Consider the following 25043-nt stretch of genomic DNA (forward strand, 5'->3'; position numbering starts at 1 on the left):
GATTGCCTGACGATGCCGCTGCTCACGATTCATCACAAGACCGAATATCGCTACAACCGCCCGGTGGCGTTCGGCGAGCATCGCATCATGCTGCGTCCGCGCGACAGCCATGATCTGCGCGTGCTCGAAAGCCGTCTTCACATCTCGCCCCAGCCGATGTCGCTGCACTGGATCCACGACGTGTTCGGCAACTCGGTCGCGATTGCGAATTTCGACGAGCGCGCGGAGGTCTTGACGTTCGACTGGCACGTCACCGTCGAGCACAATCCGGTCGAGGAGTTCGCGCTGACGCCGGACGATCCGGCCTATTTCTATCCCTTCGTCTATGACGACGAGGAATTCCCCGACCTCATGCACTACGTCACGCCGCAATACACCGATCCCGATGGCGAGCTGTCGGAATGGGCGCGCAGTTTCCTCGATGAGGAGGCGCCGACGCCGACGTTCAAGATCCTGAGCGGCATGACGCACGGCATCCGCAAAGCCTTCAAATATCGCAAGCGTCACGAGCAGGGCACGCAGCATCCGCTCGACACGCTGCAGACCGGAGGCGGCACCTGCCGCGATTATGCGCTGTTCATGATCGAGGCGCTGCGCCGGCTCGGCATCGCCGCACGATTCGTCTCCGGCTACATCTTCGTGCCGGAGGATCTCGAGACGCGCCATGTCGGCGGCGGCTCGACCCACGCGTGGGTGCAGGTTTACCTGCCGAGCGCGGGCTGGATCGAGTTCGATCCGACCAACGGCATCGTCGGCACGCGCGACCTGATCCGCGTCGCGGTGGCGCGCGAACCGCGCCAGGCGATCCCGCTGCATGGCGTCTATCTCGGTTCCGCCGAGGCGTTCGAGGCCATGGAGGTGAACATCAAGGTGGTCTCGGACGACCAAGAGAACGACGAAAAGCTGGAGACGGAGGTTTTGTAGATGGACATCAAGGTCGGCTTCGAAATCGCTTACGCCGCGCCACAGCCGACGCCGATGGTCATCATGCTCAACATCCACCCCTCGCGTCAGGCCGACATCGTCGGCAGGGAGATGGTGGTGGCGGAGCCGGACGTGCCGATCCGCTTCTATCACGACAGCTTCGGCAATATCTGCGGCCGTCTCGTCGCGCCCGCGGGCGGCGTCACGCTCAAGGGCAGCGCGCTGGTGCGCGACACCGGCCTGCCTGATGAGGTGATGCCTTCAGCGCAGCAATTGCCGATCGAGCAGCTGCCCAACGAGCTGCTGCTCTATCTGATGCCGAGCCGCTACTGCGAGACCGACAAGCTCACCGACATCGCCTGGTCGCTGTTTGGCAAGACTGAGCCTGGCTGGCAGCGCGTTTGCGCGATCACCGGGTTCGTGCATGGGCACGTCACCTTCGGATACGAACACGCCCATCACATGAAGTCCGCGCACGACGTCTATGAAAGCCGTTCCGGCGTCTGTCGCGATTTCGCGCATCTCGCGGTCGCCTTCTGCCGCTGCATGGGCATTCCGGCGCGCTACTGCACCGGCTATATGGGCGACATCGGCATTCCGCCCGAACCGTTCCCAATGGATTTTTCCGGCTGGTTTCAGGTCTACCTCTCCGGCAAGTGGCTCACCTTCGATGCCCGCCACAATGTCCCGCGCATCGGCCGCATCCTGATGGCCACGGGCCGCGATGCCGCCGACGTCGCGCTGTCGACGAGCTTCGGCCGGATGGAGTTGAGGAAGTTCGAGGTCGTCAGCGATGAGGTGGTGAAGGTGGCGTGAGCGAACGCGCCTCGTCATTGCAAGCGAAGCAATCCAGACTGTCTCCGCGGAAAGACTCTGGATTGCTTCGTCGCTACGCTCCTCGCAATGACGGTGTTTATTGGGCCCACTGCCCCTCCCAATCGTCGTCCTGGCTTTCGCCGGGACGACACCGAGTGTGTGGCGCTGTTGTTCCCTACGATTGACGGCTATAGACACCCCATGACCACCGATCGTCTTTTCGTCTACGGCACCTTGATGCGCGGCTTCGACCATCCGATGGCGCGGCTGTTGGCGGCGCATGCGGATTTCCTTGGGGATGCGACCTGTTGCGGCCGGCTCGTTCTCGTGAAGCATTATCCGGGGCTCCTGCTGTCGGACGTTGCGTCCGACATCGTGCACGGTGAGCTCTTCCGCCTGCGCGCGCCCGACGAGCTCTTGCGCGAGCTCGACATGTACGAGGCCTGCGGCGAAGGCTTTCCCGAGCCGACCGAATATCTGCGCGCGCTGGTCGACGTCACGCTTGCGGATGGCGCGACCGAGAAGGCCTGGACCTACGTCTACAACTGGCCGGTCACGGAGCTGCCGCGCATCGAGTCAGGCCGATTCCTCGAGCACTAGGCCGCCAAAACCTCGCGGACCACGCGCACGTCGACCTCGCGCTCGACGTAGCGCCACTCTTCTGTCGTGCGCAGCATCGCGACCAGCTCCTCGAACAGCGAGGCGTGAGCGGGCGCGAATTCGAACCAGGTCAGGAAATCGAAGGGCTCGCCGAGATCGCGGCAGTGATAGAGCTGCCGCGCGATCGCCGGCAAGAAGCGCAGGCTGCTCGCGATATGGTGCGATTTGTCCTCGAAGATCGCGCGCCGCTCATCGGCCGTCAGGTCCCACCAGGCGGGCGTTTTGCGGATCGGGATCAGCGCCGCGCAAGTCGCCTCGGCGCGGCCGAGCCCCGCCTGCACGGCGACGAGCTCCTGCTTCTCGGCGCGCTCGGTGTAGCGCAAATGGCTGGCGACGCCGACCAGCCGCCAGGAATTGCGCGACGGCACCAGCGGCAGCGCGACGGCCTCGCTGTCGTTCACCGACAGCGCCGGCATGAATGGCAGGGGATCGCCCTTCACGGGGGCCATCGAGGTCACGCGCCAGCCCCCGCTCTGGCCGCCGCGAAACGTCCTGAACATGGCGCCATGGAAGCGTGGAACCGGGCGCTGTTCAAGCCGCTTTTCCAGCCATCGTCATTCCGGGCTCGCGCTGCCGCGCGCCCCGGAATGACGATGGGGTGAGGGCTGTGAATAGGTCGAATAACTCGGATAAGCCCGACAAACCTGACTTTCCGGCCGGGCGTCCCTATATCCCTAACCCTTCGCCCGACTCACATCGTTCGCGCTAGAATCACCGTATGCGCTTCACGCCCCAATTCCTCGACGAGCTGCGTGCCCGGCTTTCGGTCTCCGAAGTCGTAGGCAAGCGCGTGAAGCTGAAGAAGGCGGGGCGGGAGTGGAAGGGGCTCTCGCCGTTCCAGCAGGAGAAGACGCCGTCCTTCTACGTCAACGACCAGAAGGGCTTTTACCACGACTTCTCCTCCGGCAAGCACGGCGACATCATCGACTTCATGATGGAGACCGACGGCCTGCCGTTTGCCGAAGCGGTCGAGCGGCTCGCGAACATGGCCGGGCTGCCGCTGCCTGCGGTGACGCCCGATGCGGCGCGGCACGAGCAGCGGCGCAAGTCGCTGCACGACGTCATGGAGCTCGCGGCCAAGTTTTTCGCGGAAACGCTGGCCTCGCGCGTCGGGGCCAAGGCACGCGGCTATCTCGCCGATCGCGCGATCTCGCCGGCGACGCAATTGCAGTTCCGCCTCGGCTATGCGCCGCCGCCGCCCGATCGTTTTGCGCTGAAGGAGCATCTCGGCAAGCTCGGCGTCTCGGTCGAGGACATGATCGAGACGGGCTTGCTGGTCGCCGGCAACGACATCCCCGTACCCTATGACCGCTTCCGCGATCGCGTGATGTTTCCGATCACCGATTTGCGCGGCCGCGTCATCGCCTTCGGCGGGCGGGCGCTGGAGAAGGACGTACCGGCAAAGTACCTGAACTCGCCGGAGACGCCGCTCTTCCACAAGGGCGACAATCTCTACAACCACGCCACTGCGCGGAAAGCCACGCATGACGGCGCGGCGCTGATCGTGGTCGAAGGCTATGTCGACGTCATTGCGATGGTCACCGCCGGCTTTGCCGGTGCGGTGGCGCCGCTCGGTACCGCGCTGACCGAAAGCCAGCTCGCGCTGCTCTGGAAGATGGCGGACGAGCCGATCCTCTGCTTCGACGGCGACAAGGCCGGCCAGAAGGCCGCTTATCGTGCTGCTGACCTTGCCTTGCCTTTCCTCGCTCCGGGAAAGAGCCTGCGCTTCGCGTTGCTGCCGGAGGGGCAGGACCCCGACGATCTCGTGCGCTCGGGTGGCCGCGGCGCGGTCGAGGAGGTGATCGCGGCGGCACGGCCGCTTGCGGACGTGATCTGGTCGCGCGAGTTAGAGGCCGGCAGCTTCGTCACGCCCGAGCGCCGCGCGGCGCTGGAAGCGCGCATCAACGAGCTCAGCAACGGCATCCGCGACGAGGTCGTGCGCCGTTATTACCGCCAGGACCTCGCCCAGCGCCTCCAGCGCACCTTTGCACCTGAAGGGGGTGGCCGCGGCGGTTTCGCCGGCCGTGGCAATTTCCGCTCGCAACCCGGCCGGACCTTCCAGCCCCGCGGCGGGGTCGGCCCGAATCGATTCGCCGCACCTGGGCGCCGCGGCGGCCCGATTCCCACCTCGCTCCCCTCCGGCCCCTACCAGGCGGCGAGCCCGCAGCTTGCGGCAAGCCCGATCATGCGGGGACAGCGCAGCGCCATCTCGCGCCGGGAGGCGCTGATCCTGCAAAGCCTGATCAACCACCCCTGGCTGCTGCACGATCATCTGGAGGAGGTGGCGGCGCTGGAGCTGGCCCACCCCGAGGCCCACAAGCTCCGCGCCGGTATCATAGCGGCCTTCGCCAACGACCATCATCACAGCCCGGACCCGACCGAGCAGGCCGAGAAGATGCGCGCCGACCTCGATCGGGGCGGATTTTCCCCGCTACTTCAAAGGGTTGAGCGCGCCATCACGACCCAGGCGGTGTTCGGGGCGCGCGAGGGCGCGGCACGGGATGACGTTCTTGCGACCTGGAATCAGCTCGTCGCCTTGCATCGGCAATGGCATTCACTACTTAGGGAGCTGAAGGACGCCGAGCTGGCCTTGGGGGAAGACCCCAGCGAGGCCAATTTGGCATGGCTGCGTGACGTCAAGGCCAGGATGGCCGAGGTCGACGGTACCGAAGCCCTGATCGAGGGTTTTGGCGAGCTGTCGGGCCGGTTTCAGAAGAGCGTGTGACGAAGAATCATGCGGACGGCCGGGGCCGGAACCGCAAAAAGACTCGCCAAATCCAAGGTTTGGCGGCAGAAACAGGGTTAATCGAGGCTTAACGGTCTTGTAGCACTTTGGCCAACAGGCGGCCGCAGGCATAACAGACGCGTCAGGAATAAATCCGCGCATTCGCTGTTTGGCACTCTACCTGCATTCGCCGGCGACAAAGGGGCTCACGAAGCGTTAGGCAATTCCGGCGAGAGAAAGTTCTGGGGTGGCGAGAGAGGTTTGCGCCGCCCTTTCCGTGTCGAGAGCTGACGAAGCGAGAGCGTCGAAACAGGTTCAAGTGAATTCAGGCAGGCGCCATGCGAGCCGCCTGTATGAAGCGCGTTTAGGAGCAATGGATGGCCACCAAGGCAAAGACGCTGCAGGCGAAGGACAAGGAAAAGGACGACAAGGCAGCGGACGCTCCGGAGAAGGATTCCCAGGACGCGCCCTCACCGTTGCTCGATCTGTCCGACGCGGCAGTGAAGAAGATGATCAAGCAGGCCAAGAAGCGCGGCTTCGTGACCTTTGATCAGCTCAACGAAGTCTTGCCGTCCGACCAGACCTCGCCCGAGCAGATCGAGGACATCATGTCCATGCTCTCGGACATGGGCATCAACGTCACCGAAGCCGACGACTCTGAAGGCGAGGACGACAAGGACGAGGGCGGCGAGGACGAGACCGACAACGAGCTCGTCGAGGTCACCCAGAAGGCCGTCACCGAGGTCAAGAAGAGCGAGCCGGGCGAGCGCACCGACGATCCCGTGCGCATGTATCTGCGCGAGATGGGCACGGTCGAGCTCCTGTCCCGCGAAGGCGAAATCGCGATCGCCAAGCGCATCGAGGCCGGCCGCGAGGCGATGATCGCGGGCCTCTGCGAAAGCCCGCTGACCTTCCAGGCCATCATCATCTGGCGCGACGAGCTCAACGAAGGCAAGATCTTCCTCCGCGACATCATCGATCTCGAAGCGACCTATGCCGGCCCGGATGCCAAGGGCGGCATGAACACCGCGATGATCGGCGGCCCCACCGGCGAGAACGGCGAAGCGCCGGCTGAAGGCGGTGAAGCCGTCGCAGCGACGGCCGCTGCGCCCGCGCATGTTGCCCCGCCCGCCGCGCCGCCGTCGCCGACCCCGTTCCGTCCCGCGCCCGGTGTCGGCAATGGCACTGAGGCCGAGAAGGATCCGGCGGAAGCCGCCGCCGAAGCCGACATGGACGAGGACGACGAGTTCGAGAACCAGATGTCGCTCGCGGCGATCGAGGCCGAGCTCAAGCCGAAGGTCGTCGAGATCTTCGACAAGATCGCCGACAACTACAAGAAGCTGCGCAAGCTCCAGGAGCAGGACATCCAGAACCAGCTCGAGAGCACGACGCACGGCCCGTCGCTCTCGCCGCACCAGGAGCGCAAGTACCGGAAGCTGAAGGACGAGATCATCGTCGAGGTGAAGTCGCTGCGCCTCAACCAGGCCCGCATCGATTCACTCGTCGAGCAGCTCTACGACATCAACAAGCGCCTCGTCTCGCATGAGGGGCGCCTGATGCGCCTTGCCGACAGCCATGGCGTCGCGCGTGACGACTTCCTCCGCAACTACACCGGCTCGGAGCTCGATCCGCGCTGGCTCAACCGCGTCTCGAAACTCTCGGCCAAGGGCTGGAAGAATTTCGTCCATCACGAGAAGGACCGCATCAAGGACCTGCGCCACGAGGTGCATCAGCTCGCAGCCCTCACCGGTCTCGAGATCGGCGAGTTCCGCAAGATCGTGCACTCCGTGCAGAAGGGCGAGCGCGAGGCACGCCAGGCCAAGAAGGAGATGGTGGAAGCCAACCTCCGCCTCGTGATCTCGATCGCGAAGAAGTACACCAACCGCGGCCTTCAGTTCCTCGACCTGATCCAGGAAGGCAATATCGGGTTGATGAAGGCGGTCGACAAGTTCGAGTACCGCCGCGGCTACAAGTTCTCGACCTACGCGACGTGGTGGATCCGGCAGGCGATCACGCGCTCGATCGCCGACCAGGCGCGCACCATCCGCATCCCCGTGCACATGATCGAGACGATCAACAAGATCGTACGCACCTCGCGCCAGATGCTCAACGAGATCGGCCGCGAGCCGACCCCGGAAGAGCTCGCCGAGAAGCTCGGCATGCCGCTGGAGAAAGTGCGCAAGGTCCTCAAGATCGCCAAGGAGCCGCTCTCGCTCGAAACACCCGTCGGTGACGAAGAGGATTCACATCTCGGCGATTTCATCGAGGACAAGAACGCGATCCTGCCGATCGACGCCGCGATCCAGTCGAACCTGCGCGAGACCACCACGCGCGTGCTCGCCTCGCTCACGCCGCGCGAAGAACGCGTGCTCCGCATGCGCTTCGGCATCGGCATGAACACCGACCACACGCTGGAAGAAGTCGGCCAGCAGTTCTCGGTCACCCGCGAACGCATCCGCCAGATCGAAGCGAAAGCACTGCGCAAGCTGAAGCATCCGTCGCGGAGCCGCAAGCTGCGGAGCTTTTTGGATAACTGATGCGAGATTGAATTTGGCCGGGTTCAGCCTGGCCTCAGCCTCAAATAAACGGCGGGCCGAAAAGCCCGCCGTTTATTTTTGGTCTTCAGCGTCACCCGGGGCTGGCAAGGGCGACAACTTAAGATAGAATTCTATCGCTGGATCGATCTGGTGGCAAGATAAAATTGTGACAGGGCGGTGTCGGAGTGAGTGCGATAAACATGTGTTGATCGCCGTCGCGTTTTGCGTTCCGGGTTCCAACGATTTGCTTGGCCTGCGGAACTATCCTGATCACGCCACCGCGATTGGAACTCGCCGTGTTTGTATGCGGAAGCAGCGAGTTGCATCGGTTCCATCGCGCATCGATGGACGACGCGTGCACGCTAACGCGGCTCGCCGACCAGCTTCTGCGGCGCCGGCTGCAGCTTTCCGCCGCCTCCGCCGTCATCCTCCTTGCGTCCCTGCGCCATGATCGCGCTGCCCATCGCGGCCGAGCCGAAGGTGACGAGGAAGGAACCGAGCAGCAGGAAGATCGCAACGCCCGGCGCGTCGTCGGCGAAGATCAGATCACGCAAGTGGGCGGGATTGATGAGCAGCAGCCCGCCGACGAGCAGCGCCGCGGCGCAGGCGCCGATCGCGAGGTTGATGGCGAGCAGGCGGAACAGGGGCACGCGCAGGAGCGGGACGCGCGGTGATTTGTCGGTGTGCATTAGACTAGATTCGAACTCGCTTGGACGATTGAACCCTAGCACCGGCGCGAAAGGCTTGAAGCTGGAAGCACGAATATCTCTCCGTCATTGCGGATGCAGCGCTGGAGGGTGGTCGTCCCATCTGTCCGGTGGTTCCGGCGTACGCAGGATGACGTGACGCTCGCGCGTCGCGGGACATCGAACATGTGACCCCGCCTACAGTGACCGGCGCAGCGCCTTGAAGGCATCGATCGCCTCTTTCGTGGGCGGCCAATCGTCCGGAAACTTCTGTTCGAAACCTTGCGCGCATCGCGCGATGATGGCTTCGCTCGGCGCGGTCCGGGGGGCGGCCGGGCCGGGGTGAGGCCGCACCGACCAGTCGGGAATATCCTGACAGAGCGCGATGATGCCGCCGAGCGCGACCAGTGTTGGCTCGCTGATCTTCAAGCTGGTGCCTGCGGCTGGCTTGATCGCAAACCAGCGGTCGAGCAGATCGGGCGTCTCGTGTGCGGGCCGCAACCGCATCGCTTGCAGGCGCAGCCGGTTCTGGTGACGCTTGATGCCGCGTGGCGTGGGATCGGCGGCGAAGACAGCGGGGTGCCAGACGGCCAGTGCTGCACGAAAGTCCTTGGAGTCCTCCACCTTGTCCTCTTTCGCCATGGTGATGCGCCGCGCGCCCAGCATCAGGATGAGCAGCAGGGCGATCGCCACCCCGAGATAGGGCGACACCTGGCGGTGAAGGATCAACTGCTCTGCCGTGCCCACCGGAATCTTGATGTCATCGATGCTGGTGGCGTCCGCCGTCGAATTCGGGGCGACGGTCGTGGGGCCCTGGACGGGACCGGCCTCGTTTCTCGCCGTCGAGGGGGGCGCAGCCTCGGGGGTAGCAACGGCAATAGGCAGACTGTTGGCCCATGACGCGACGAGCCAAATGACCAACAGCAACGCCATTGCTGGGATCCCGACATCCGGAACATAGCGAAGCGCTACGCGGGCCCGGTCCGGCCACGGCGAGGCGTGGTCGCTGGGTCGCTCGTCGCCGAAGGACAGCCCGATGCTGTTTCGGACGTCCACGTTGGGGACGGGGACTGTCAGGTTGAGGAGCTTCTTCAAATACTGCCTCGCCCTTTCCTGATCGTCGGCGAATTGCTTGGCGATGATCTCGACCACCTTGGCTTCGTCCATGCCAAGGAAGATGAAGCAGGGACCCGCCGTGGTGAGGAAGTTGATGGACTCGAGCACCGCCATGAGCGTCTCGGGGGAGCAGCGGTCGAGATCGTCGATGAAGATGACGAGTCCCGGATTGGTCGAGGTTCGGAGCGCCTTGCCGGCAGCATCGAATTCCTTGGCGAACTTGTAACGGAAGCCGAGTTGCGCGCTGAAATCGGCCAGCTTGGCGTTGCCGCGCAACGTTGCCATCAGCTCGGACGGCTTCAGATTCAGAGTTCCGTAGATCTTGACGATGAGAAGCAGCAGGGTGCCGGCGCCGACAAAGACCACGTGGTCCAGCCATTGGCTTGCCTTGTCGACCCAGGTTCCGACCTTCGTCCAGTCGGATGTGTTGAGCAAAGTAGCGAGCGACGCCCCGATGGCGCTCCACTTGAAGGCCCAGGCCACGCTGACGACCACGGCGATCGCCAGAAACAGCGGGACGATATCCCGTCCCGCGTGCAGGTAGAGCAGCCGCATCCGGAACCATAGCCCCGACAGGCGCCAGGCCGAAGGAATGGCTTGGCCGCGGATGTTTTCGAGCAGGGCGGCCAGGATGCTCTGCTCCGTCTGGTGATGCCAGGCGTTGAACCAGACCGGGCTCGCACCGCGCTGGTGCAGATCTTCCGCCACGAGATTCATGAGCGAGCTCTTGCCCGTGCCCCAGGGGCCGGTGATCGCGATCGTCAACGGCGGGGTCGTGCTGGTGTTGCGCACGAACCGCGACAGCGCGAGCGCCAGCGGCTTCATCCCCAGCACGTCGAGGTCGCGCCAGCCGATCGGCGTGTCGGATGTGCCGACGGCGGCGATGCCCTCGTCGATCCGGCTGTCGCGGAAATCTCTCCACGCGATCGCCGTAGCGAAGAAGGCAAGCGTGAAACCCGGCATCGCGAAGAAGAGCACCCAAGGGGCATAGTGCGACCGGTAGAATAGGCGCTCCCAGGTCTTCCCGCTGTCCGAGGTCTGGAAGATCGCCGGAAGCGGGCCCTCTTCGTTGCCGTCATTCCAGCCCGACGAGATCCAGCCGAATTGCTGGTCGGGTTGAAAATGCAGCGAGCGAAGGTTTGCCCCGGTCGGAAGGCTGATGAATTTGGTTTCATGGAAGACCACGTCGGGTGCGTTGGAACGGAGTCCCAGCGTCGTGCTCATCAGACGGCCATCCGCGAACAGCACGAACATCCTAGCCGTGACGTCGCCGAACAACGTCGGCCCGCTTGCCCCCTCCGGCGGGAGGAGGCCGAAGAAATTCAATCGCGTGGATGCCCCAGTCAGGCGCAGATATTCGCCGACGCTTCTTTCCAGCGTCGCACTCAACCGCGAGGCGCGGAATCCGCGAACCTTGTCATCCACACCGTACCCCGACAGGCTGAACGGCAGTTGCGTGTTGATGATGGCTTGGCGCGCCGAACTCTGGATGCCGGTCGTCGTCGTTCCGCCGAACGTATCGCTCGCTGGAATCAGCGGAAGAGACACGCTGTTGGTGACGAGGAAGGGGGCGGGATTCTGGTCGGTCGGAAATCCATCCCAGTGGCGTCCACCGTCAGTGCTGGCAGCGCCGTCATCTCCTCGCAGGCGCACGCACCGAAGGCCCCTCACGTCGCAGCCTGCCCAATAGGCGGCTTCGGACAGGGGCTGGCGCCGGGGAATGTCGGCGAAGCTCGGATCTGCGTTGGGCTCGGGGACCAATCGCGTTGGTCGCGGAGCAGGCCGGGCGGCCAGCTTTGAATCTGACGGCGGAGGCTGGTTTAACGGCTGCTGCTGTGGATTGAGAGGCCCCTGTGGCGACAGCAATTGCTGCTGAGCCGGATTCTTCGGGGACTTCGATGTGTCGTCCGCAGGAGCTAGATCGATCTTCGGTCCTAGCTTTCGACCCGGGGCCTCCTCGGCATAGGCCCGGTCAAGCCAGTTGAACGCAGCGCGTTGCGGGACTGCCTCCGGCATGGGTGGTCGCATGGAGACCCAGGCCGTTGCTTGCGGGCGCCACGACAATACGCCTGCACCGCCCATCGGCAGTACAGGAATGATGGCCAAGCGCGGATCGGGCTGCGGCTTGAAGAACCATTCCGCAATGCCGGGATCGGCGGTGAACGGGTCGGTGCGGATCCTGCTGTCCAGCATACCGAATAGGCACAGGCCGACGAACGCGGCGCAGACTGCGGATCGCAGTGCCAGCCGACGCGACGTGTCGCGTCGGTCGAATCTGGATCGGGACTCCGAACGCCCGTTTGACGCAGGTTTCGGCGCCGAAGAGGTCGCCATTGCGGGCCTCCAGAACCAAACTGCTGTTCAACCAGCGCGCGCATGGGTTTGACGCGCTTCCTGTGCTTGTTGATTAGTCCGGGCCGGGCGATCACGGTTCAATGCGGACACCCGCCGTGCCGTTACGATCCGCGGTGCAGCCTGCGCCATGATCGCGCTGCCCATCGCGGCCGAGCCGAAGGTGACGAGGAAGGAACCGAGCAGCAGGAAGATCGCAACGCCCGGCGCGTCGTCGGCGAAGATCAGATCACGCAAGTGGGCGGGATTGATGAGCAGCAGCCCGCCGACGAGCAGCGCCGCGGCGCAGGCGCCGATCGCGAGGTTGATGGCGAGCAGGCGGAACAGGGGCACGCGCAGGAGCGGGAGGTGCTTTCGATGTGGATGTTGTTGATCGTTGGGCATGGCGGACGGTTTTGCATGCGCTGCGGTGGATTGAAAGTAGCATCGCCGCGCAAAGCCTCAACCCATTAGCGCACAGATAGCTCCACTGTCATTCCGGGGCGCGCGTCAGCGCGAGCCCGGAATCCATTGCGCCACTGACTCCCTGGTTGAATGGATTCCGGGCTCGGCCCTTTGGGCCGCCCCGGAATGACGATGGGAGGAGCCAGCTACCGCGCCTCATGCCCTCCTCATCACGGAGCCACCAGCTCAACGCGGCGGTTGAGCGAGCGGCCGGCGTCGGTCGCGTTGGAGCCGACGGGTGCAAGCAGTCCGACGCCGGCGGTGCGCAGGCGAGCTTGCGCGATGCGATAGCTCTTCACGAGCTCGGCCGCGACCGCTTCGGCGCGCCGCTTCGACAGGTCGAGATTGTACTCGTAGGCGCCCTGGCTGTCGGTGTGGCCGACGATGAAGACGTTGAGCTGCGGCTGGCTCGAAAGCAGCTTTGCGATCTGCTCCAGCGTCGGGCGGCTTTCCGGCTTGAGCACGGCCTTGTCGGTGTCGAAATAGATGCCGTAGAGCGCGATGTGTCCGGTTTCGCCGAGGCCTTTTGCCATCGCGGCCGCATCCACCATCTTGTTCTCGAGGGCTCCTAACTCGGCGACGGTGAGCTGCGCAAAGATCTCCTGGTTGTTCTGGCTGACGATGATGCTGGCATAGGTCTCGCGGCCGCCATCGCTCTTGCGACCCGCATAGTAGCGGTAGTTGAAGCCGTCGACCCACATCTGCGGCACCGGCAGCGTGTCGATGCTTTCCGTAAAGGGAATGCCGCCGCAGGCATCGGTGTCGCAGGCAAGCAAGGTCTCGAAGCCGGCCTTTGCAAGCTGGGTCTCGAAATTGCGGGACACCTCCAGGATCGAGGGACCGGGGTTGGTGCGGTAGGCGATGCGGATGATGCGGCCCTCGAGCCGCCGCGCGTTCGTGGGCTGACCGTCCTTGAAGGCCGCCGCCTGCATCCGCGTCGCGTCGAAATCCTTCGCGACATAACCGGTGATGACGCTGCCGCCGAACCGGCCGATGCCGGGATAGTCTCTCGCGCCGGCGACGTCGCGCGTCTGCGCCGAAGCCGTCGTCGTGCCGTGAGCGAGGAGCAGGGGGATGACGACAAGCCATCCGAACATGTGTCGCGAAAAGGGCATGGGCATCTCGGTCTGTTCAGGAAAGGGAAGTGCGCCGATGGATTAGTCGGCGCAAGCGCGCAGCAGGTTCTATGTTGTGACGATGGACCTCACTTTGACGGGCCTGGCTTTCCCGGGCATGATCGGGCGAGCGATTTGCACCATTTTGCGGAGAACATTCGATATGCTGAGGGTCGGTCTGGCCGTTGTTTCATGTGTTCTTTTGGCCACCGGCTCGGCGCAGGCCGCGCGCTGCGGCGGCGATTTCAACGGCTTCATCGCCAGCATGGCCTCCGAGGCTCAGGCCGCAGGCGTCTCAGCCAGCGTGACCGGTGCGGCATTCAGCGGGGTCACCCAGGACGGCGCGGTGCTCGCCTTCGACCGCCGCCAGCGCTACACCTTCAACAAGAGTTTTGAACAGTACGTCTCGACCCGCGTCGGTCCCGGTCGGATCAATGGCGGCCGTGCGCTCTTGCAGCGTCACGCCGCTCTGCTCTCGCGCATCGAGCAGCAGTTCGGCGTGCCCCGGCAGATCCTGGTCGCGATCTGGGGGCTGGAGAGCGATTTCGGCAAGGGCGACATGGGCAAGCTGCCGGTGATCCGCACGCTCGCGACGCTGGCGCATGATTGCCGCCGCACCGAGCTGTTCCAGGGCGAGTTGCTCGCCGCGCTCAAGATCGTGCAGCGCGGCGACCTGCCGCTGCGCGACCTGATCGGCGCCTATGCCGGCGAGATCGGGCAGACGCAGTTTTTGCCGTCGTCCTACATCAAATATGGCGTCGATTTCGACGGCGACGGCCGCGTCGATCTCCGCCACAGCGTCGCCGACGTGCTCGCCTCGACCGCGAACCTGCTTCACACCAACGGCTTCAAGATGGGTCAGCCCTATGGCGAAGGCACCGCCAATTTCGAAGCGATGCGCGAGTGGAACAGGGCGCTGATCTATCGCAAGACCATCGGGTATTTTGCCGATCGGCTGATGGGGCAGTGAGGGGGCGGAGATATTTGGCGAAGACTCCCCCATCGTCGTCCTGGCGTAAGCCAGGACGACGACGGAGAGTTTGGCGCTCTGGAGTGCGCCTGACCCCTCACTTCCCCTGCGCCATCTTCTCCAGCCGTCGCTGCAACGGTTTCCAATACGTCCCCGGGCGGAAGCGCTGCAGGATATCCATGAAGCGGGCGTCGTTGCCGATCAGGATGCGCGGCTCGTTGCGCTCGATACCCGCGATGATGCGCAGCGCGGCGTCCTTCGGCGTTGTCCTCGCCGCGGCTTCGAAGCGCTCGATCGACTGCGCGCGGCGGGCATTGTCTGTGACGCCGACGCCGGTGCGCGAGTTGCGGGCGATGTTGGTGGCGATGCCGCCGGGATGCACCACCGACAGCTTCACCGGGCTTCCCGCAACGCTGAGCTCATGGCGCAGGCTCTCCGAGAAACCGCGTACCGCGAATTTGGCGGCCGCATAGGCCGTTTGCCCGGGCGGCGCGATGATGCCGAAGATCGACGACACGTTGACGATGTGCGCTGCGTCCCGCGTCTTCAGATGTGGCAGGAAGGCGCGCGTGCCGTGCACCAAGCCCCAGAAATTGATGTTGAACAGCCACTCCATCTGCGCCTGGTCGATCTCCTCGAATGAGCCGAGCAGGGCAACGCCGGCATTGTTGACGAGGATGTTGAGAGCAGGGTGCGCCGCAATAGCCTCCTCGGCGAACTGCGCGATCTCGGCCGGCTCAGCGACATCGACGCGATGTACGCTGACCTTGCGGTCACGGCCGATCTCGACGGCCAGCGCCTTCAGCCCGGCCTCGTCGCGGTCGGCGAGCGCGAGATCGCAGCCGCGCCGGCAGAGCTCGATCGCCAGCGCTCGGCCGATGCCGCTCGCAGCTCCCGTGATGGCGGCGGCGCCGCGGATCGCTGTCATGTCGGCTCCGTCAGGTTCAAAACGGGGAACCTCCCTATATTTTTTTGGTCCGAAGCCGAACCAATCTGCAGTTCCTCTTTTAACATATGATAGCCGCGGCGTGACGACCATCAGTGGGAGCAAGCCTATGGGACAAGCAACGCCCTTTCGTTCGGTCGCACTGATCGTTGAAGACGACGCCATGCAGCGCGAGATGCTCAGCCTTCTTCTGGAGGAGAGCGGCTATCACGTCATCCAGTGCGCAAGCGGCGAGGATGCCCGGCACGTTCTCGAAATGGCGGCCGGCACGCTGTGTTTCCTGATGACCGACGTGCAACTCCCTGGCCGCACCGACGGGGTCGAGGTCGCCCGTATCGCCAAGGAGCGCAATCCAAGACTGGACGTCGTCGTCACCTCCGGGCGTCCGCTGACGCAGCCCTTGCCTGATGGCGCCAAGTTCTGGGCCAAGCCCTGGGCGCCGCTGGACGTGCTGCGCGAGGCCGAGGCCGCCCAGCTCTCCTGACGGCCCGTTGGGCGCCGCTATCTTGCCATCAGGTGCGGGGATAAGGTCACCTCATGACCTGGTCCTTCCTGCTGACGTCCCTGATCGTCGTCGCTTCGCCCGGCACTGGCGTGCTCTATACGCTGGCGGCGGCCTTGACGCGCGGCTCGCGGGCGAGCGTTGCCGCCGCCTTCGGCTGCACGCTCGGCATCGTGCCGCATATGACGGCGGCGATGCTTGGGCTCGCCGCCGTGCTTCACACCAGCGCGCTGGCCTTTGCGGCGCTGAAATGGTGCGGCGTGGTGTATCTGCTCTTCATGTCCTGGCAGGCGCTGCGCGAGACCGGGGCGCTGGCGGTGGAGGGGCGGATCGCGGAGCGTTCGAACTGGCGGGTGATCGTCACCGGCTTTCTGATCAACATCCTCAATCCAAAGCTCTCGATCTTCTTCCTCGCCTTCCTGCCGCAGTTCATCGCCACCGACGAGGCCCATGTGCTGGCGCGGATGCTCGAATTGAGCGGCGTCTTCATGGTCATGACCTTTGCCGTGTTCGTGGTCTACGGCCTGTTCGCCGCCTCGTTGCGCGAGCGCGTCATTTCCCGCCCCCGCGTCATGGCCTGGCTGCGCCGCAGCTTCGCCGCCGGTTTTGCCGCGCTCGGCGCCAAGCTGGCCTTTGCGGAGCGGTAGGTCTTTTGTCTCTCCGGCCAATAAAAAAGCGGGCCTTGCGCCCGCCGTTTCAAACTCGCTCCTCTGACGCCCGGGCGGAGCGAGGCTCCACCCGGGCAAAGAACAAGAAGTAGCGTTACTTCTTCTTCGCCTTCTTGGCCTTCTTCGCCTTCTTCGCCTTCTTCGCTTTCTTAGCCATAGTATCCTCTCAAGGGTTAATGGTGGAACGCGACACGAGGGATGCTCGGCGGAGGGCCAGCCTCGCAACATCCTCGACGCTAAACTCAGCAGATTCGCGGGCGCCTGCCCCGCGCTGTCACGTCACTGTCATTGCGTTATCCACAGCTCAAACGCTTTTTCGGCTGATTTTCGCCCGCGAATCCGTCTGGGCGGCGGCGCGACATCCCTAACGATCCGACAACGCGCCGCGCGCGTTCATGAATCCAAAACCAAAGGCGCGGTTTCGAAGATCGCGGTGAGACTCCGTTAAGCGCGCTACGCGCATTGTGCCCGCAACAAGACGGGGATGGCTATGGACGGACGGCTGCCAAACGGAGAGGGCGGGACGATGCACGTCTCGCGGTCGCCATGCTAAGCGTGCCGACACTGTGGACGGTATTCGTCATCAACTTTCTGGCGCTGGGCCTGATCTGGGCCTATGTGGCGCGCGCCTATCCCAAGCTCGAAGCAGCGCGGTTCTGGACGGCATCGGCCTTCGTCGCGGCCGGTGGCGCGATCACGTCGCTCGGCCGCCTGTTCTTCGAGTCCATACTGCCGCTCGTGTTCGGCGGCACCGGCGTGATCTTTGCCGCCTGCCTTGCGGCGATGGGCATCCGCCGCTTCTATGACCGCCCTGTCTCCTGGTGGACGACCGCGCTGATCACCGGCGCAGGCGTTGGCGCGCTGCTCCTCTTCAGCTTTGTCTACGACAACATGCCGCTGCGCATGCTGTGCTATTCGTTGGCACAGTCGCTGCCGCTCGCATTGACATTGAATCTGCTGTGGTCGGAGCGGGAAGGCCGCGCCGCACCGGGCGCGCGGCTCGCCGGTCTCGTCATCATCACGATCATCGGCATCTACGTCGCACGCGCCGTCGGCAACATGCTCGGCGGCGACTTCTCGGCTTTGGCCGGTGGCCAGGGCCACGCTGTCGTCGTGCTGGGGCTCCTGTTCCTGTCGATGGCGCTCAATTTCGGCTTCTTGCTGATGGCCATGGACCGCCTGCGCAACGAGGTCGCCGATCTCGCGCTGCTCGACGACCTCACGGGCGTCGCCAACCGGCGGCACCTGTTGCAGCGCCTCACCGAGGAATGCGCCCGCTCTGAGCGCAGCGGCGAGCCGTTCTCGCTGCTGGTCATCGATCTCGACGGCTTCAAGACCATCAACGACACCCATGGACATGCCGCGGGCGATGCCTGCCTGCAGCATTTCACCCTGATGGCGCAGACGCGTCTCAGGCCCGGCGACATGCTCGCCCGCACCGGCGGCGACGAGTTCTGCGTCGTGCTGCCGTCCTCGACGCTAGCCGAGGGGGCGTTGATCGCCCGCCGTGTGCTCAATGTCTGCCGCAGGGATGCTGAAACCTGCTCGGCAGGCGAGATTCCGATCGCAGTCTCGATCGGGGTCGCGCAGTGGGAGCGCGGCATCGGTCAATTCTCTGACCGGCTGATGGCGAACGCCGACCATGCGCTCTATGCCGCCAAGAAAAGCGGCAAGAACGATTTCGCGGTCTACGATCCGGCGCCGCCGCTCCAGCCGGACGCGCCGCAACTGCCAACCGAAGTGGTACGCAAATTCGCCTGACGCATGCTAGGGTGGAGATATAACGGACCGCCACATCGCATGTTGTCCCGCCTTCTCGCGGCGCTGCTCGCCGCGCTCGCGCTGCTCGCTCCGGCCGCCGCAACCGATCCCGACCTTGCGAGATTAGCGCGGGTGTCGGGCACGCCGACGATTCCCGGCCTCAAGATGGTTTGGCTCGCGCCCTGGGGCGACGTCACGGCGGCCCATGCCTGGCACAACATCATCGTGCACCAGACCGAGGGGCCCGCGGGCTCGGCCCGCATGGGAGCGTTGGCGCAATCGAAGAACCCGACGCGGCGCGGCGTCACGATATGGGTCGAGACCGACGGCACGGTCTATTGGGCCGTCCCTGAGAACCTCGTGCCGACCCATGGCGATGGCGCCAATCGCAACGACAACGCCTTCATCGACAACTCCGCGACTTACCATCGTGTCGTGCGCGACAACTCGATCGGCGTCGAGTTCGCCGGCAATTTTCCGGATGTGACGACGGGGCCGACCGAGGCGCAGGTTGCGGCGTGGCGCACCCTCGTGGCCGTCCTGCGGGCGCGCTACGCCATCCCGCTCGACCACGTCTATGCGCACAACTGGATCGACTTCAAGGACGGACGCTATTGCGAAGGCTGCTGGCTCGCGACGCTGGCAAGAGAATGGGGGGAGTGACTGCCTCCACCGCTGCTGTCATCGCGCGGCTTGACCAACGACCAACCTGTCAGTGATGTGTCCGAACAGGTGTCAGCCATGTCTCCGGACTAAACATTTCGCGGGGCATGACACCGTGCGTGATGGCGTGATCTCTCGAGAACAAAAAAAGCCGGCGTTGCCGCCGGCTTTCTGTCTTTCGATCCGCCAACTTCTGGCGCTGAAAAATCTCGCGCTTAGTGCGCGGCTTCCAGCGCTGCTTGTTCCTGCTTCGCGATCGTGCCCTTGACCGCGGCCTGCACCTTTTCGAAGGCGCGGACCTCGATCTGACGGACGCGTTCGCGCGACACGCCGAACTCTGCGGCGAGGTCTTCCAGCGTCATCGGCTCGTCCGCAAGGCGCCGCGCCTCGAAGATGCGGCGTTCGCGCGGGTTGAGCACGCCCATGGCGCCGTTCAGGGCGTCACGGCGATGATCGTATTCCTCGTGCTCGGCCATCAAGGCTTCCTGGTTGGGCGAGGTATCGACCAGCCAGTCCTGCCATTCGCCGGCCTCGCCGTCGTCGCGGATCGGTGCGTTCAACGACGCGTCGCCGCCGAGGCGGCGGTTCATGTCGATGACGTCCTGATCGGTGACGCCGAGGCGCTGGGCAATCAGCTTCACCTGGTCGGGGCGGAGATCACCCTCGTCCAGTGCCGAGATCTTGCTCTTCGCCTTGCGCAGGTTGAAGAACAGCTTCTTCTGGTTCGCGGTGGTGCCCATCTTCACGAGCGACCAGGAACGCAGGATGTACTCTTGAATCGACGCCTTGATCCACCACATGGCGTACGTGGCGAGACGAAAACCCTTCTCGGGCTCGAATCGCTTCACCGCCTGCATCAGGCCGACATTGCCTTCCGAGACGACCTCGGAGATCGGCAGGCCGTAGCCGCGATAGCCCATGGCAATCTTGGCGACGAGCCGCAGGTGGCTGGTGACGAGTTGATGCGCCGCGTCCCGATCATCATGCTCGCGCCAACGCTTGGCGAGCATGTACTCCTGCTGGGGCTCCAGCATGGGGAACTTGCGGATCTCGGCGAGGTAACGGGAAAGGCCGGATTCTCCATTCAGAACCGGCAACGTGGCTGCACGGGCCATACTTGCGCCCTCCAAAGGTTCAGGCCCCCGATAGCGGCGGGCCAGGCAGACGACCGCTGTGTTAAAGCCGGTCGGGCTGCGATGTTCCGCGTCCGATCATCTTCGAACGCAGGCGCAATATACCCCATGGGGGGTCATTTAGGGAAGGATTACTGACGTCACGTCCCCGTGTGGCTGCTATAACTTTTTGTAATGTAAAGCTTTTCTGAAGCGGCCTGCGTCATAGCGCCGCTTCCAGCCTGCTCTTGAGAAGAAGCAAATCCTCCGGCAAGGGCTGTTCCCAGTGCAGGAGTTCTCCACTCCTCGGGTGCTCGATTACCAGCAGGTAGGAATGCAGGGCCTGCCGGCCTAGGGCGGCCAGCGCGCCCCGCGATTCGGGCCCAAGCTGGTTAGCCTTGGTCTTGAAGTGGGGGCCATAGACGGCATCACCCAGCAGGGGGTGGCCGATATGGGCAAGGTGGACGCGGATCTGGTGGGTGCGCCCGGTCTCGAGCTCGCAGGCGAGCAGCGAAGCGACCGGCTTGCCGTCGCGCCCGGCAAAGCTCTCGCGTATCTCCCAATGCGTCACCGCCGCGCGGCCGTTTTGCCGGACCGCCATCTTCTCCCGCGCATGCGGGTGGCGGTCGATCGGCGCATCGACCGTGCCGCGCTGCCGGTTCGGCACGCCCCAGGCAAAGGCGAGATAGCCGCGCCGCATCTCGCCGGTGCGGCCATGGTCGGCGAATTGCGCCGACAGCGACTGATGGGCGAGGTCGTTCTTGGCGACCACCATCAGTCCGGTCGTGTCCTTGTCCAGCCGGTGCACGATGCCGGGCCGGCGCACCCCGCCGATGCCGGACAGCGAGGTGCCGCAATGGGCGATCAGCGCGTTCACCAGCGTGCCGGTCTCATGCCCGGCTGCCGGATGCACCACGAGGCCGGCCGGCTTGTTGATGACGATGATGTCGTCATCCTCGAAGACGATATCGAGCGCGATATCCTCTGCCTTGGGCTCGGCGGGGGCGGCCTCCGGCACGTCGATTGTGATCGTATCGCCGGGGGTGACGTGATAAGCGGGGTCGCGGATTACGGTGGCCTTGAGGCTTACCGCGCCCGCCAAAATCAGGGCTTTCAGCCTTGATCGCGATATGTCTGGCAGGCGCGCGGCCAGCACGCGGTCGAGCCGGGCCGATCCCTCGTCGCCCGCGACGATGACCTCCAACCTGTGTGCCGAACTCGAGTCTTGCATGACGACCGAAACCGCTATTCCCGAACCGACCCCCGAGCAGGCCGCGCTGTTCGCGCGGGTGCGGCGGATGATGCTGATCGCGGGGTTGACCACGGCGCTGGCGATCTGCGCCGTCCTGATCGCGGTGGGCTACCGCCTTTTCAAGTCGGAGGGAAGGGCACCCGAGCAGGCCAGCGGCGTCACCGCCACCCTGCCGAAGGGCGCCAGGATCGTCTCGACCAGCGTGGCCGGCGACCGCCTCGTGATCACGCTCGACGTGGCCGGGGTCACCGAGATCCGCACCTTCGACGCCCACACGTTGAGGCCGGCCGGGAGGCTGAAATTCGCCAACGAGCCGTGAGGGGAGCGCGCCGTTCCCGGGCTCCGGATGGCAAGACGAAACGATCTCGATTGTCATCCCGGGGCGCGCAAAGCGCGAGCCCGGGATCCGTAGCCACAGGCCGTGGTTAATCGAACGAGCTAGCGGCCCCGCATTTGCCGCAACAACGACCCCTCGGGGTAATGGATCCTGGCTTTCGCCAGGACGACGTTGAAAAGAGCGCCAACTCCGCGTCGCAAACCCCCGATCCCCGCTTGCCGCGGGCGGAATTCGCGGCTATGTCCTGTCCCTCACGCTCCCTTCGTCTAGCGGTTAGGACGCGGCCCTCTCAAGGCTGAAACAGGGGTTCGATTCCCCTAGGGAGCGCCAAAATTCAGCGACTTAGAGCTGGAGTGAAAGAGTCGTCGAATAAGCATCGGCGAGCGTCGGCCACCTGAGCTACGCCGATCTGCAGGTCCAATTGCAGGATTGACTGACCGATACGCTCGCGCAGCAAGTTGTGCGCACCCGCGAACGCATTCATTGCGATTCGAACGACAATGGCATCCGCAACCGTATGCAGTTGGTCTTCAACCTACGTGGACGGTAAATTGCGGCCGCAGAAGCTTCCGCATCTTCGGCAGTGCATCCGAGCTCGGCGGCCCGGAAGTAAGGTCGCCCACGTGGGCGATCGCCGATATCTCTGTGTCAGGCTCGATACGCTTGCTGCCGACTGATGATACGCTTGCTGCCGACTGATAAGGAAAATTACGTGGATGTAGTCACTCGGTTGACTGATAAGGTTTCGAGCAAAATGGAGTCAGTTGGCTGAATGATAAGAAAATCATACCGGCCAGCTGTTGACGCGACTGCAGCCAAATGTCCGGTTTTGAGCGAAGGGCAGACCTAAGTCCGATGCCTCGACGATTGGAATGCCGATGATGGCGAAGCCGCCGCCGAACGCGCCCTTCATGAAGCCGATCAGGAAGGCGCCGGCAAAGGCGATCAGGAACGTGGGGGCGGTCAGTTCCATGGCTTGTCGTCCTACCCGACGCTCGCGAGCCGCCGCAGGTCAGGGCTTGCGCGGGAGGCCTCAGTCCGTCTCGGTGCCCCTCCGTTCGGATGTGCAAGCGCTGAAGTTTTGACTGAATTGGTTGTCCAGACGCGCGGTACGAGCTGGCTGGCCGGGACGTCGTCAAAGCCCTTACCGGGATCGATAGGCGCCAGGGCGGCTTCGCTGAAGCCGCTCCTCACGCGCAGCGCATTGATGTCGCGCGCCGCCGTCACTTCGCGACGATATTGGCCATGCCGGTCGACTGCCTGAATGTGCGACTGAAGTTTGCCTGGCTCGAGAAGCGGAGAGAGAGCGCGATTTCGACCAATGGCGTTTCGCCTTCGGTCAACAGGACTTCCGCGCGCTCAAGTCGCCGCGCAATGACAAAGCGGCGAGGCGATTGCCCGACGGCTTGCTTGAAGGCTCGCGCGAAATGGAACCGGCTGAGGCAGGCGACCGAAGCCATCTCGTCTAGCGTGAGGTCGCCTTCCAGATGGCCGTCGATGTAGTCAAGGACGCGAAACAGCCGGCGTCGATCGAGCCTTCCTTTGGCCGACGTGTCGATCAATTGGCAGGCTGGCGCCAGCGTTCCCGGTTGAAGGAGCCTCGCGGCAAGGGCAGCCGGTTGTCTGTTTCTACTTCCCAAGGCGGCCTCCTGCCAGTCCTCGCGGGATTGCATTTAGCGAGAATATTCCAGTCCGCAGTTGCCGCGAAACTAGGCTGTGAACCCATAAGTCGGGAATGACCGAGATTGGTGGTTCTCGGTCAGGCCCCCTTTCGAGCGACGCAGGCAGTAACGCCGCCGTTCCGCTTCAAGCATCAAAGCTCATTCAGACCCTGGAGGCTGATTGCGCAAAATCATTCGGCTTGCCTAACCACCGCGTCGCGATCTCTGCTACCTCTCCGAGATCGGCCTTCGCCTCGCACGCCCAGGCAGTCACGCCGTCCGGCCGAACCAGCGCGGCTTTCAACCCAAACCGCTCGGTCGCGCCCTCCGCGACATAGCTGATCCTATTGCCCCAGCGGGCCGCAAGCGCCCGCAGCAATGCGTCCGAGCCGAAATCAAGCAGCAGGCCGCGTCCGTTCCGCAGATGCTGGTTCACCCTGCTGCCGTCGTGTAGTTCGAAATCCGGCACGCTGCGACCAACCAGCGGATGGCTCTCGCCCAGATCATAACGGATCCCGACGCCCCACAAGCGCTCGGCGAAATAGGTCGCGCCGTCGCGCGTCTCGATGAGATCGCGGATGATGGCTTCCAGCGCGCGCGAGCTAGCGCTCGGCCGCATCAGCGCGACCTGTGCACGGGACCAATCGAGGATCTGTGCGCCCACGGAATGCCGTTCGTTCGCATAGCTGTCGAGCAGGTCGTCCGGTGCGTCGCCCCGGATCGTGGCGGCGAGCTTCCAGCCAAGGTTCATCGCGTCGCCGAGGCCGAGGTTCAGGCCCTGGCCGCCCAGCGGCGAATGGACGTGCGCAGCATCGCCCGCCAGCAACACACGGCCCTCGCGATAGTTGGTCGTCTGATAGGCGCGGTCGGTCCAGGTGGTCGCAAGACGAAGGTCTGTCACCGTCACATCGATGCCTGAGACCTTACGCAGCACCGTCTCGATATGGTCGCGCTTCGGCTCGATGCGGTGGAAGGCACCGCCATCGAAATCGACCATCGCGATCGTGCCGGGCGCCGCATAGGTGTACATGCCCGAGGCGGTGTAATGGCGACCGGGCCTGAGTGCGGCCGGATCGGCCAGCTCGACCTGCACCGAATAGCCGGTGAACTCCGGATCGGTGCCGGTGAAACCGATACCTGCTGCCTTTCGCACAGTGCTGCGCCCGCCGTCGCAGCCGACGAGCCAACGGCCTCGGGACGCTTCGCCGCCTGCCTCAACGGTGACGCCGTCGCCCGATGGCTCGAGGGCCTCGACGCGGCAGCCGCGCCGGATCTCGACGCCCAGTGCCTCGGCGCGGATCGCGAGAACGGCCTCGATGCTCGCCATGTCGGCGGCGATGCTACCGATCGGGCCGGGCAGACGGTATGGCCATTGCGCGCTGTCGATCTGATCGTGAAAGAACTGGATCCCGGCAAAGTGACCGCCAGGCCGACGCTGCTGCTGCATCCAGTGCGCGGCCGCCGGCGTGTCGCGGCTCGCCGCGCGGGCCTTGAGATCGTTCAGCAGGTCGCGGCGATCGAAGCTCTCGATGGTCGGCGCGGAAAGGCCACGCAGCCCAAACGGAAGGCCCTTCAGCGGCGAATGCGGGTCTGGCGCCTTTTCCAGCACCAGCACCGAACAGCCCGCGAGCCGCAACTCACAAGCCAGAAACAGGCCGACGGGACCGGCGCCGGCGACGATGACGTCATAGAGGGTAGTGGTTTGCATAAACTGCTCCGTTGTCGACGTTCGACCGGAGCGTTTCTCGAACCAGAGAACCTAATCACGGACGAACGATTGGGCGCTTGAACGGGCG

At 64.3% G+C, this 25043-nt stretch carries 21 protein-coding genes, 1 tRNA gene and 1 pseudogene; 12 read left to right on the plus strand and 11 right to left on the minus strand.

Translation table 11 applies throughout. The features are described 5' to 3' along the window. Window positions 1-12 precede the first annotated feature (12 nt). The 3 genes from QQL28_RS23145 (at window position 13) to QQL28_RS23155 (ending at window position 2340) form a co-directional block, all read left to right on the plus strand. Window positions 13-924: a transglutaminase family protein gene (locus tag QQL28_RS23145; RefSeq protein WP_284268953.1), complete on the plus strand. Its 912-nt coding sequence runs from the start codon at window positions 13-15 to the stop codon at window positions 922-924. Further along, window positions 925-1740 (plus strand): transglutaminase-like domain-containing protein, encoded by an 816-nt coding sequence (locus QQL28_RS23150; protein ID WP_284268954.1) that lies wholly within the window; start codon window positions 925-927, stop codon window positions 1738-1740. Window positions 1741-1941: 201 nt separating this feature from the next. Further along, window positions 1942-2340: a gamma-glutamylcyclotransferase family protein gene (locus tag QQL28_RS23155; RefSeq protein WP_284268955.1), complete on the plus strand. Its 399-nt coding sequence runs from the start codon at window positions 1942-1944 to the stop codon at window positions 2338-2340. Here QQL28_RS23155 and QQL28_RS23160 read toward each other — a convergent pair. Beyond that, window positions 2337-2900, minus strand: coding sequence for a chlorite dismutase family protein (locus tag QQL28_RS23160; RefSeq protein ID WP_284268956.1), 564 nt, complete (start codon window positions 2898-2900; stop codon window positions 2337-2339). The genes QQL28_RS23155 and QQL28_RS23160 overlap by 4 nt on opposite strands. A gap of 218 nt (window positions 2901-3118) precedes the next feature. Here QQL28_RS23160 and dnaG point away from each other — a divergent pair, with 218 nt between their 5' ends. Both dnaG and rpoD read left to right on the plus strand, forming a co-directional pair. Continuing rightward, window positions 3119-5125: a DNA primase gene (gene dnaG, locus QQL28_RS23165; RefSeq protein WP_284268957.1), complete on the plus strand. Its 2007-nt coding sequence runs from the start codon at window positions 3119-3121 to the stop codon at window positions 5123-5125. 377 nt (window positions 5126-5502) lie between these two features. Then, the gene (gene rpoD, locus QQL28_RS23170) at window positions 5503-7662 is read left to right on the plus strand and encodes an RNA polymerase sigma factor RpoD (protein ID WP_284268958.1); all 2160 of its coding nucleotides are present in this window, start codon (window positions 5503-5505) and stop codon (window positions 7660-7662) included. Window positions 7663-8024: 362 nt separating this feature from the next. On the opposite strand, the gene QQL28_RS23175 is transcribed toward rpoD, so the two are convergent. The 4 genes from QQL28_RS23175 to QQL28_RS23190 all read right to left on the minus strand — a co-directional run bounded on the left by QQL28_RS23175 (window position 8025) and on the right by QQL28_RS23190 (window position 13381). Next, window positions 8025-8351 (minus strand): hypothetical protein, encoded by a 327-nt coding sequence (locus QQL28_RS23175; protein WP_284268959.1) that lies wholly within the window; start codon window positions 8349-8351, stop codon window positions 8025-8027. Between the two features lie 195 nt (window positions 8352-8546). Continuing rightward, complete coding sequence (locus tag QQL28_RS23180) at window positions 8547-11657, minus strand: KAP family P-loop NTPase fold protein (protein ID WP_284268960.1); 3111 nt, start codon at window positions 11655-11657, stop codon at window positions 8547-8549. 168 nt (window positions 11658-11825) lie between these two features. Next, complete coding sequence (locus tag QQL28_RS23185; RefSeq protein ID WP_284268961.1) at window positions 11826-12200, minus strand: hypothetical protein; 375 nt, start codon at window positions 12198-12200, stop codon at window positions 11826-11828. A gap of 230 nt (window positions 12201-12430) precedes the next feature. Further along, window positions 12431-13381 carry an OmpA family protein gene (locus QQL28_RS23190; protein WP_431309634.1) on the minus strand — a complete coding sequence of 317 codons (951 nt, stop codon included), beginning with the start codon at window positions 13379-13381 and terminating at the stop codon, window positions 12431-12433. A 157-nt stretch (window positions 13382-13538) separates the two neighbouring features. On the opposite strand from QQL28_RS23190, the gene QQL28_RS23195 reads away from it, so the two are divergent. Beyond that, a complete protein-coding gene (locus QQL28_RS23195) occupies window positions 13539-14345 on the plus strand; it encodes a lytic murein transglycosylase (RefSeq protein WP_284268962.1) in 807 nt (268 codons plus the stop codon). A 97-nt stretch (window positions 14346-14442) separates the two neighbouring features. On the opposite strand, the gene QQL28_RS23200 is transcribed toward QQL28_RS23195, so the two are convergent. Further along, a complete protein-coding gene (locus QQL28_RS23200) occupies window positions 14443-15273 on the minus strand; it encodes an SDR family NAD(P)-dependent oxidoreductase (RefSeq protein WP_284268963.1) in 831 nt (276 codons plus the stop codon). 127 nt (window positions 15274-15400) lie between these two features. Between QQL28_RS23200 and QQL28_RS23205 the strand changes: the two genes are divergently transcribed. From QQL28_RS23205 to QQL28_RS23220, 4 genes are all read left to right on the plus strand, one after another. Next, window positions 15401-15775, plus strand: a complete 375-nt coding sequence (locus tag QQL28_RS23205; protein WP_284268965.1) for a response regulator — start codon at window positions 15401-15403, stop codon at window positions 15773-15775. Between the two features lie 53 nt (window positions 15776-15828). Further along, window positions 15829-16440 carry a LysE family translocator gene (locus QQL28_RS23210; protein ID WP_284268966.1) on the plus strand — a complete coding sequence of 204 codons (612 nt, stop codon included), beginning with the start codon at window positions 15829-15831 and terminating at the stop codon, window positions 16438-16440. Window positions 16441-17007: 567 nt separating this feature from the next. Next, a complete protein-coding gene (locus QQL28_RS23215; protein WP_284268968.1) occupies window positions 17008-18222 on the plus strand; it encodes a GGDEF domain-containing protein in 1215 nt (404 codons plus the stop codon). Between the two features lie 39 nt (window positions 18223-18261). Then, window positions 18262-18885, plus strand: a complete 624-nt coding sequence (locus tag QQL28_RS23220; RefSeq protein WP_284268973.1) for a peptidoglycan recognition protein family protein — start codon at window positions 18262-18264, stop codon at window positions 18883-18885. A 215-nt stretch (window positions 18886-19100) separates the two neighbouring features. Here QQL28_RS23220 and rpoH read toward each other — a convergent pair whose 3' ends face one another. Together rpoH and QQL28_RS23230 are read right to left on the minus strand one after the other, a co-directional pair. Beyond that, the gene (rpoH, locus tag QQL28_RS23225; protein ID WP_284268977.1) at window positions 19101-20000 is read right to left on the minus strand and encodes an RNA polymerase sigma factor RpoH; all 900 of its coding nucleotides are present in this window, start codon (window positions 19998-20000) and stop codon (window positions 19101-19103) included. 220 nt (window positions 20001-20220) lie between these two features. Further along, on the minus strand, window positions 20221-21228 hold the full coding sequence (locus tag QQL28_RS23230) for an RluA family pseudouridine synthase (RefSeq protein ID WP_284268978.1): 1008 nt from the start codon (window positions 21226-21228) through the stop codon (window positions 20221-20223). On the opposite strand from QQL28_RS23230, the gene QQL28_RS23235 reads away from it, so the two are divergent. Together QQL28_RS23235 and QQL28_RS23240 are read left to right on the plus strand one after the other, a co-directional pair. After that, a complete protein-coding gene (locus tag QQL28_RS23235; RefSeq protein ID WP_284268980.1) occupies window positions 21227-21568 on the plus strand; it encodes a hypothetical protein in 342 nt (113 codons plus the stop codon). The two genes, QQL28_RS23230 and QQL28_RS23235, sit on opposite strands and share 2 nt — an antisense overlap. Window positions 21569-21841: 273 nt before the next feature. After that, window positions 21842-21916 (plus strand) — tRNA-Glu (locus QQL28_RS23240). 532 nt (window positions 21917-22448) lie between these two features. Here the strand turns inward: QQL28_RS23240 and QQL28_RS46180 are convergent. From QQL28_RS46180 to QQL28_RS23255, 3 genes and pseudogenes are all read right to left on the minus strand, one after another. After that, window positions 22449-22559: pseudogene (locus QQL28_RS46180) on the minus strand (sulfite exporter TauE/SafE family protein); the annotation flags it as partial. Between the two features lie 250 nt (window positions 22560-22809). Further along, window positions 22810-23148, minus strand: coding sequence for a helix-turn-helix domain-containing protein (locus QQL28_RS23250; RefSeq protein WP_284268984.1), 339 nt, complete (start codon window positions 23146-23148; stop codon window positions 22810-22812). Between the two features lie 262 nt (window positions 23149-23410). Further along, a complete protein-coding gene (locus QQL28_RS23255; RefSeq protein ID WP_284268986.1) occupies window positions 23411-24955 on the minus strand; it encodes an FAD-dependent monooxygenase in 1545 nt (514 codons plus the stop codon). Window positions 24956-25043: the final 88 nt, after the last annotated feature.

Origin of the sequence: Bradyrhizobium iriomotense (genome assembly GCF_030160715.1) — a bacterium.
Classification (GTDB): Bacteria; Pseudomonadota; Alphaproteobacteria; order Rhizobiales; family Xanthobacteraceae; genus Bradyrhizobium; species Bradyrhizobium iriomotense.

Bases quoted from the DNA above. Each gene is read 5' to 3' on its own strand.
- QQL28_RS23145 (WP_284268953.1), top strand. From the start codon at position 13: ATGCCGCTGCTCACGATTCATCACAAGACCGAATATCGCTACAACCGC.
- QQL28_RS23150 (WP_284268954.1), top strand. From the start codon at position 925: ATGGACATCAAGGTCGGCTTCGAAATCGCTTACGCCGCGCCACAGCCG.
- QQL28_RS23155 (WP_284268955.1), top strand. From the start codon at position 1,942: ATGACCACCGATCGTCTTTTCGTCTACGGCACCTTGATGCGCGGCTTC.
- QQL28_RS23160 (WP_284268956.1), bottom strand. From the start codon at position 2,900: ATGTTCAGGACGTTTCGCGGCGGCCAGAGCGGGGGCTGGCGCGTGACC.
- dnaG (WP_284268957.1), top strand. From the start codon at position 3,119: ATGCGCTTCACGCCCCAATTCCTCGACGAGCTGCGTGCCCGGCTTTCG.
- rpoD (WP_284268958.1), top strand. From the start codon at position 5,503: ATGGCCACCAAGGCAAAGACGCTGCAGGCGAAGGACAAGGAAAAGGAC.
- QQL28_RS23175 (WP_284268959.1), bottom strand. From the start codon at position 8,351: ATGCACACCGACAAATCACCGCGCGTCCCGCTCCTGCGCGTGCCCCTG.
- QQL28_RS23180 (WP_284268960.1), bottom strand. From the start codon at position 11,657: ATGCTGGACAGCAGGATCCGCACCGACCCGTTCACCGCCGATCCCGGC.
- QQL28_RS23185 (WP_284268961.1), bottom strand. From the start codon at position 12,200: ATGCCCAACGATCAACAACATCCACATCGAAAGCACCTCCCGCTCCTG.
- QQL28_RS23190 (WP_431309634.1), bottom strand. From the start codon at position 13,381: ATGCCCATGCCCTTTTCGCGACACATGTTCGGATGGCTTGTCGTCATC.
- QQL28_RS23195 (WP_284268962.1), top strand. From the start codon at position 13,539: ATGCTGAGGGTCGGTCTGGCCGTTGTTTCATGTGTTCTTTTGGCCACC.
- QQL28_RS23200 (WP_284268963.1), bottom strand. From the start codon at position 15,273: ATGACAGCGATCCGCGGCGCCGCCGCCATCACGGGAGCTGCGAGCGGC.
- QQL28_RS23205 (WP_284268965.1), top strand. From the start codon at position 15,401: ATGGGACAAGCAACGCCCTTTCGTTCGGTCGCACTGATCGTTGAAGAC.
- QQL28_RS23210 (WP_284268966.1), top strand. From the start codon at position 15,829: ATGACCTGGTCCTTCCTGCTGACGTCCCTGATCGTCGTCGCTTCGCCC.
- QQL28_RS23215 (WP_284268968.1), top strand. From the start codon at position 17,008: ATGCTAAGCGTGCCGACACTGTGGACGGTATTCGTCATCAACTTTCTG.
- QQL28_RS23220 (WP_284268973.1), top strand. From the start codon at position 18,262: ATGTTGTCCCGCCTTCTCGCGGCGCTGCTCGCCGCGCTCGCGCTGCTC.
- rpoH (WP_284268977.1), bottom strand. From the start codon at position 20,000: ATGGCCCGTGCAGCCACGTTGCCGGTTCTGAATGGAGAATCCGGCCTT.
- QQL28_RS23235 (WP_284268980.1), top strand. From the start codon at position 21,227: ATGACGACCGAAACCGCTATTCCCGAACCGACCCCCGAGCAGGCCGCG.
- QQL28_RS23230 (WP_284268978.1), bottom strand. From the start codon at position 21,228: ATGCAAGACTCGAGTTCGGCACACAGGTTGGAGGTCATCGTCGCGGGC.
- QQL28_RS23255 (WP_284268986.1), bottom strand. From the start codon at position 24,955: ATGCAAACCACTACCCTCTATGACGTCATCGTCGCCGGCGCCGGTCCC.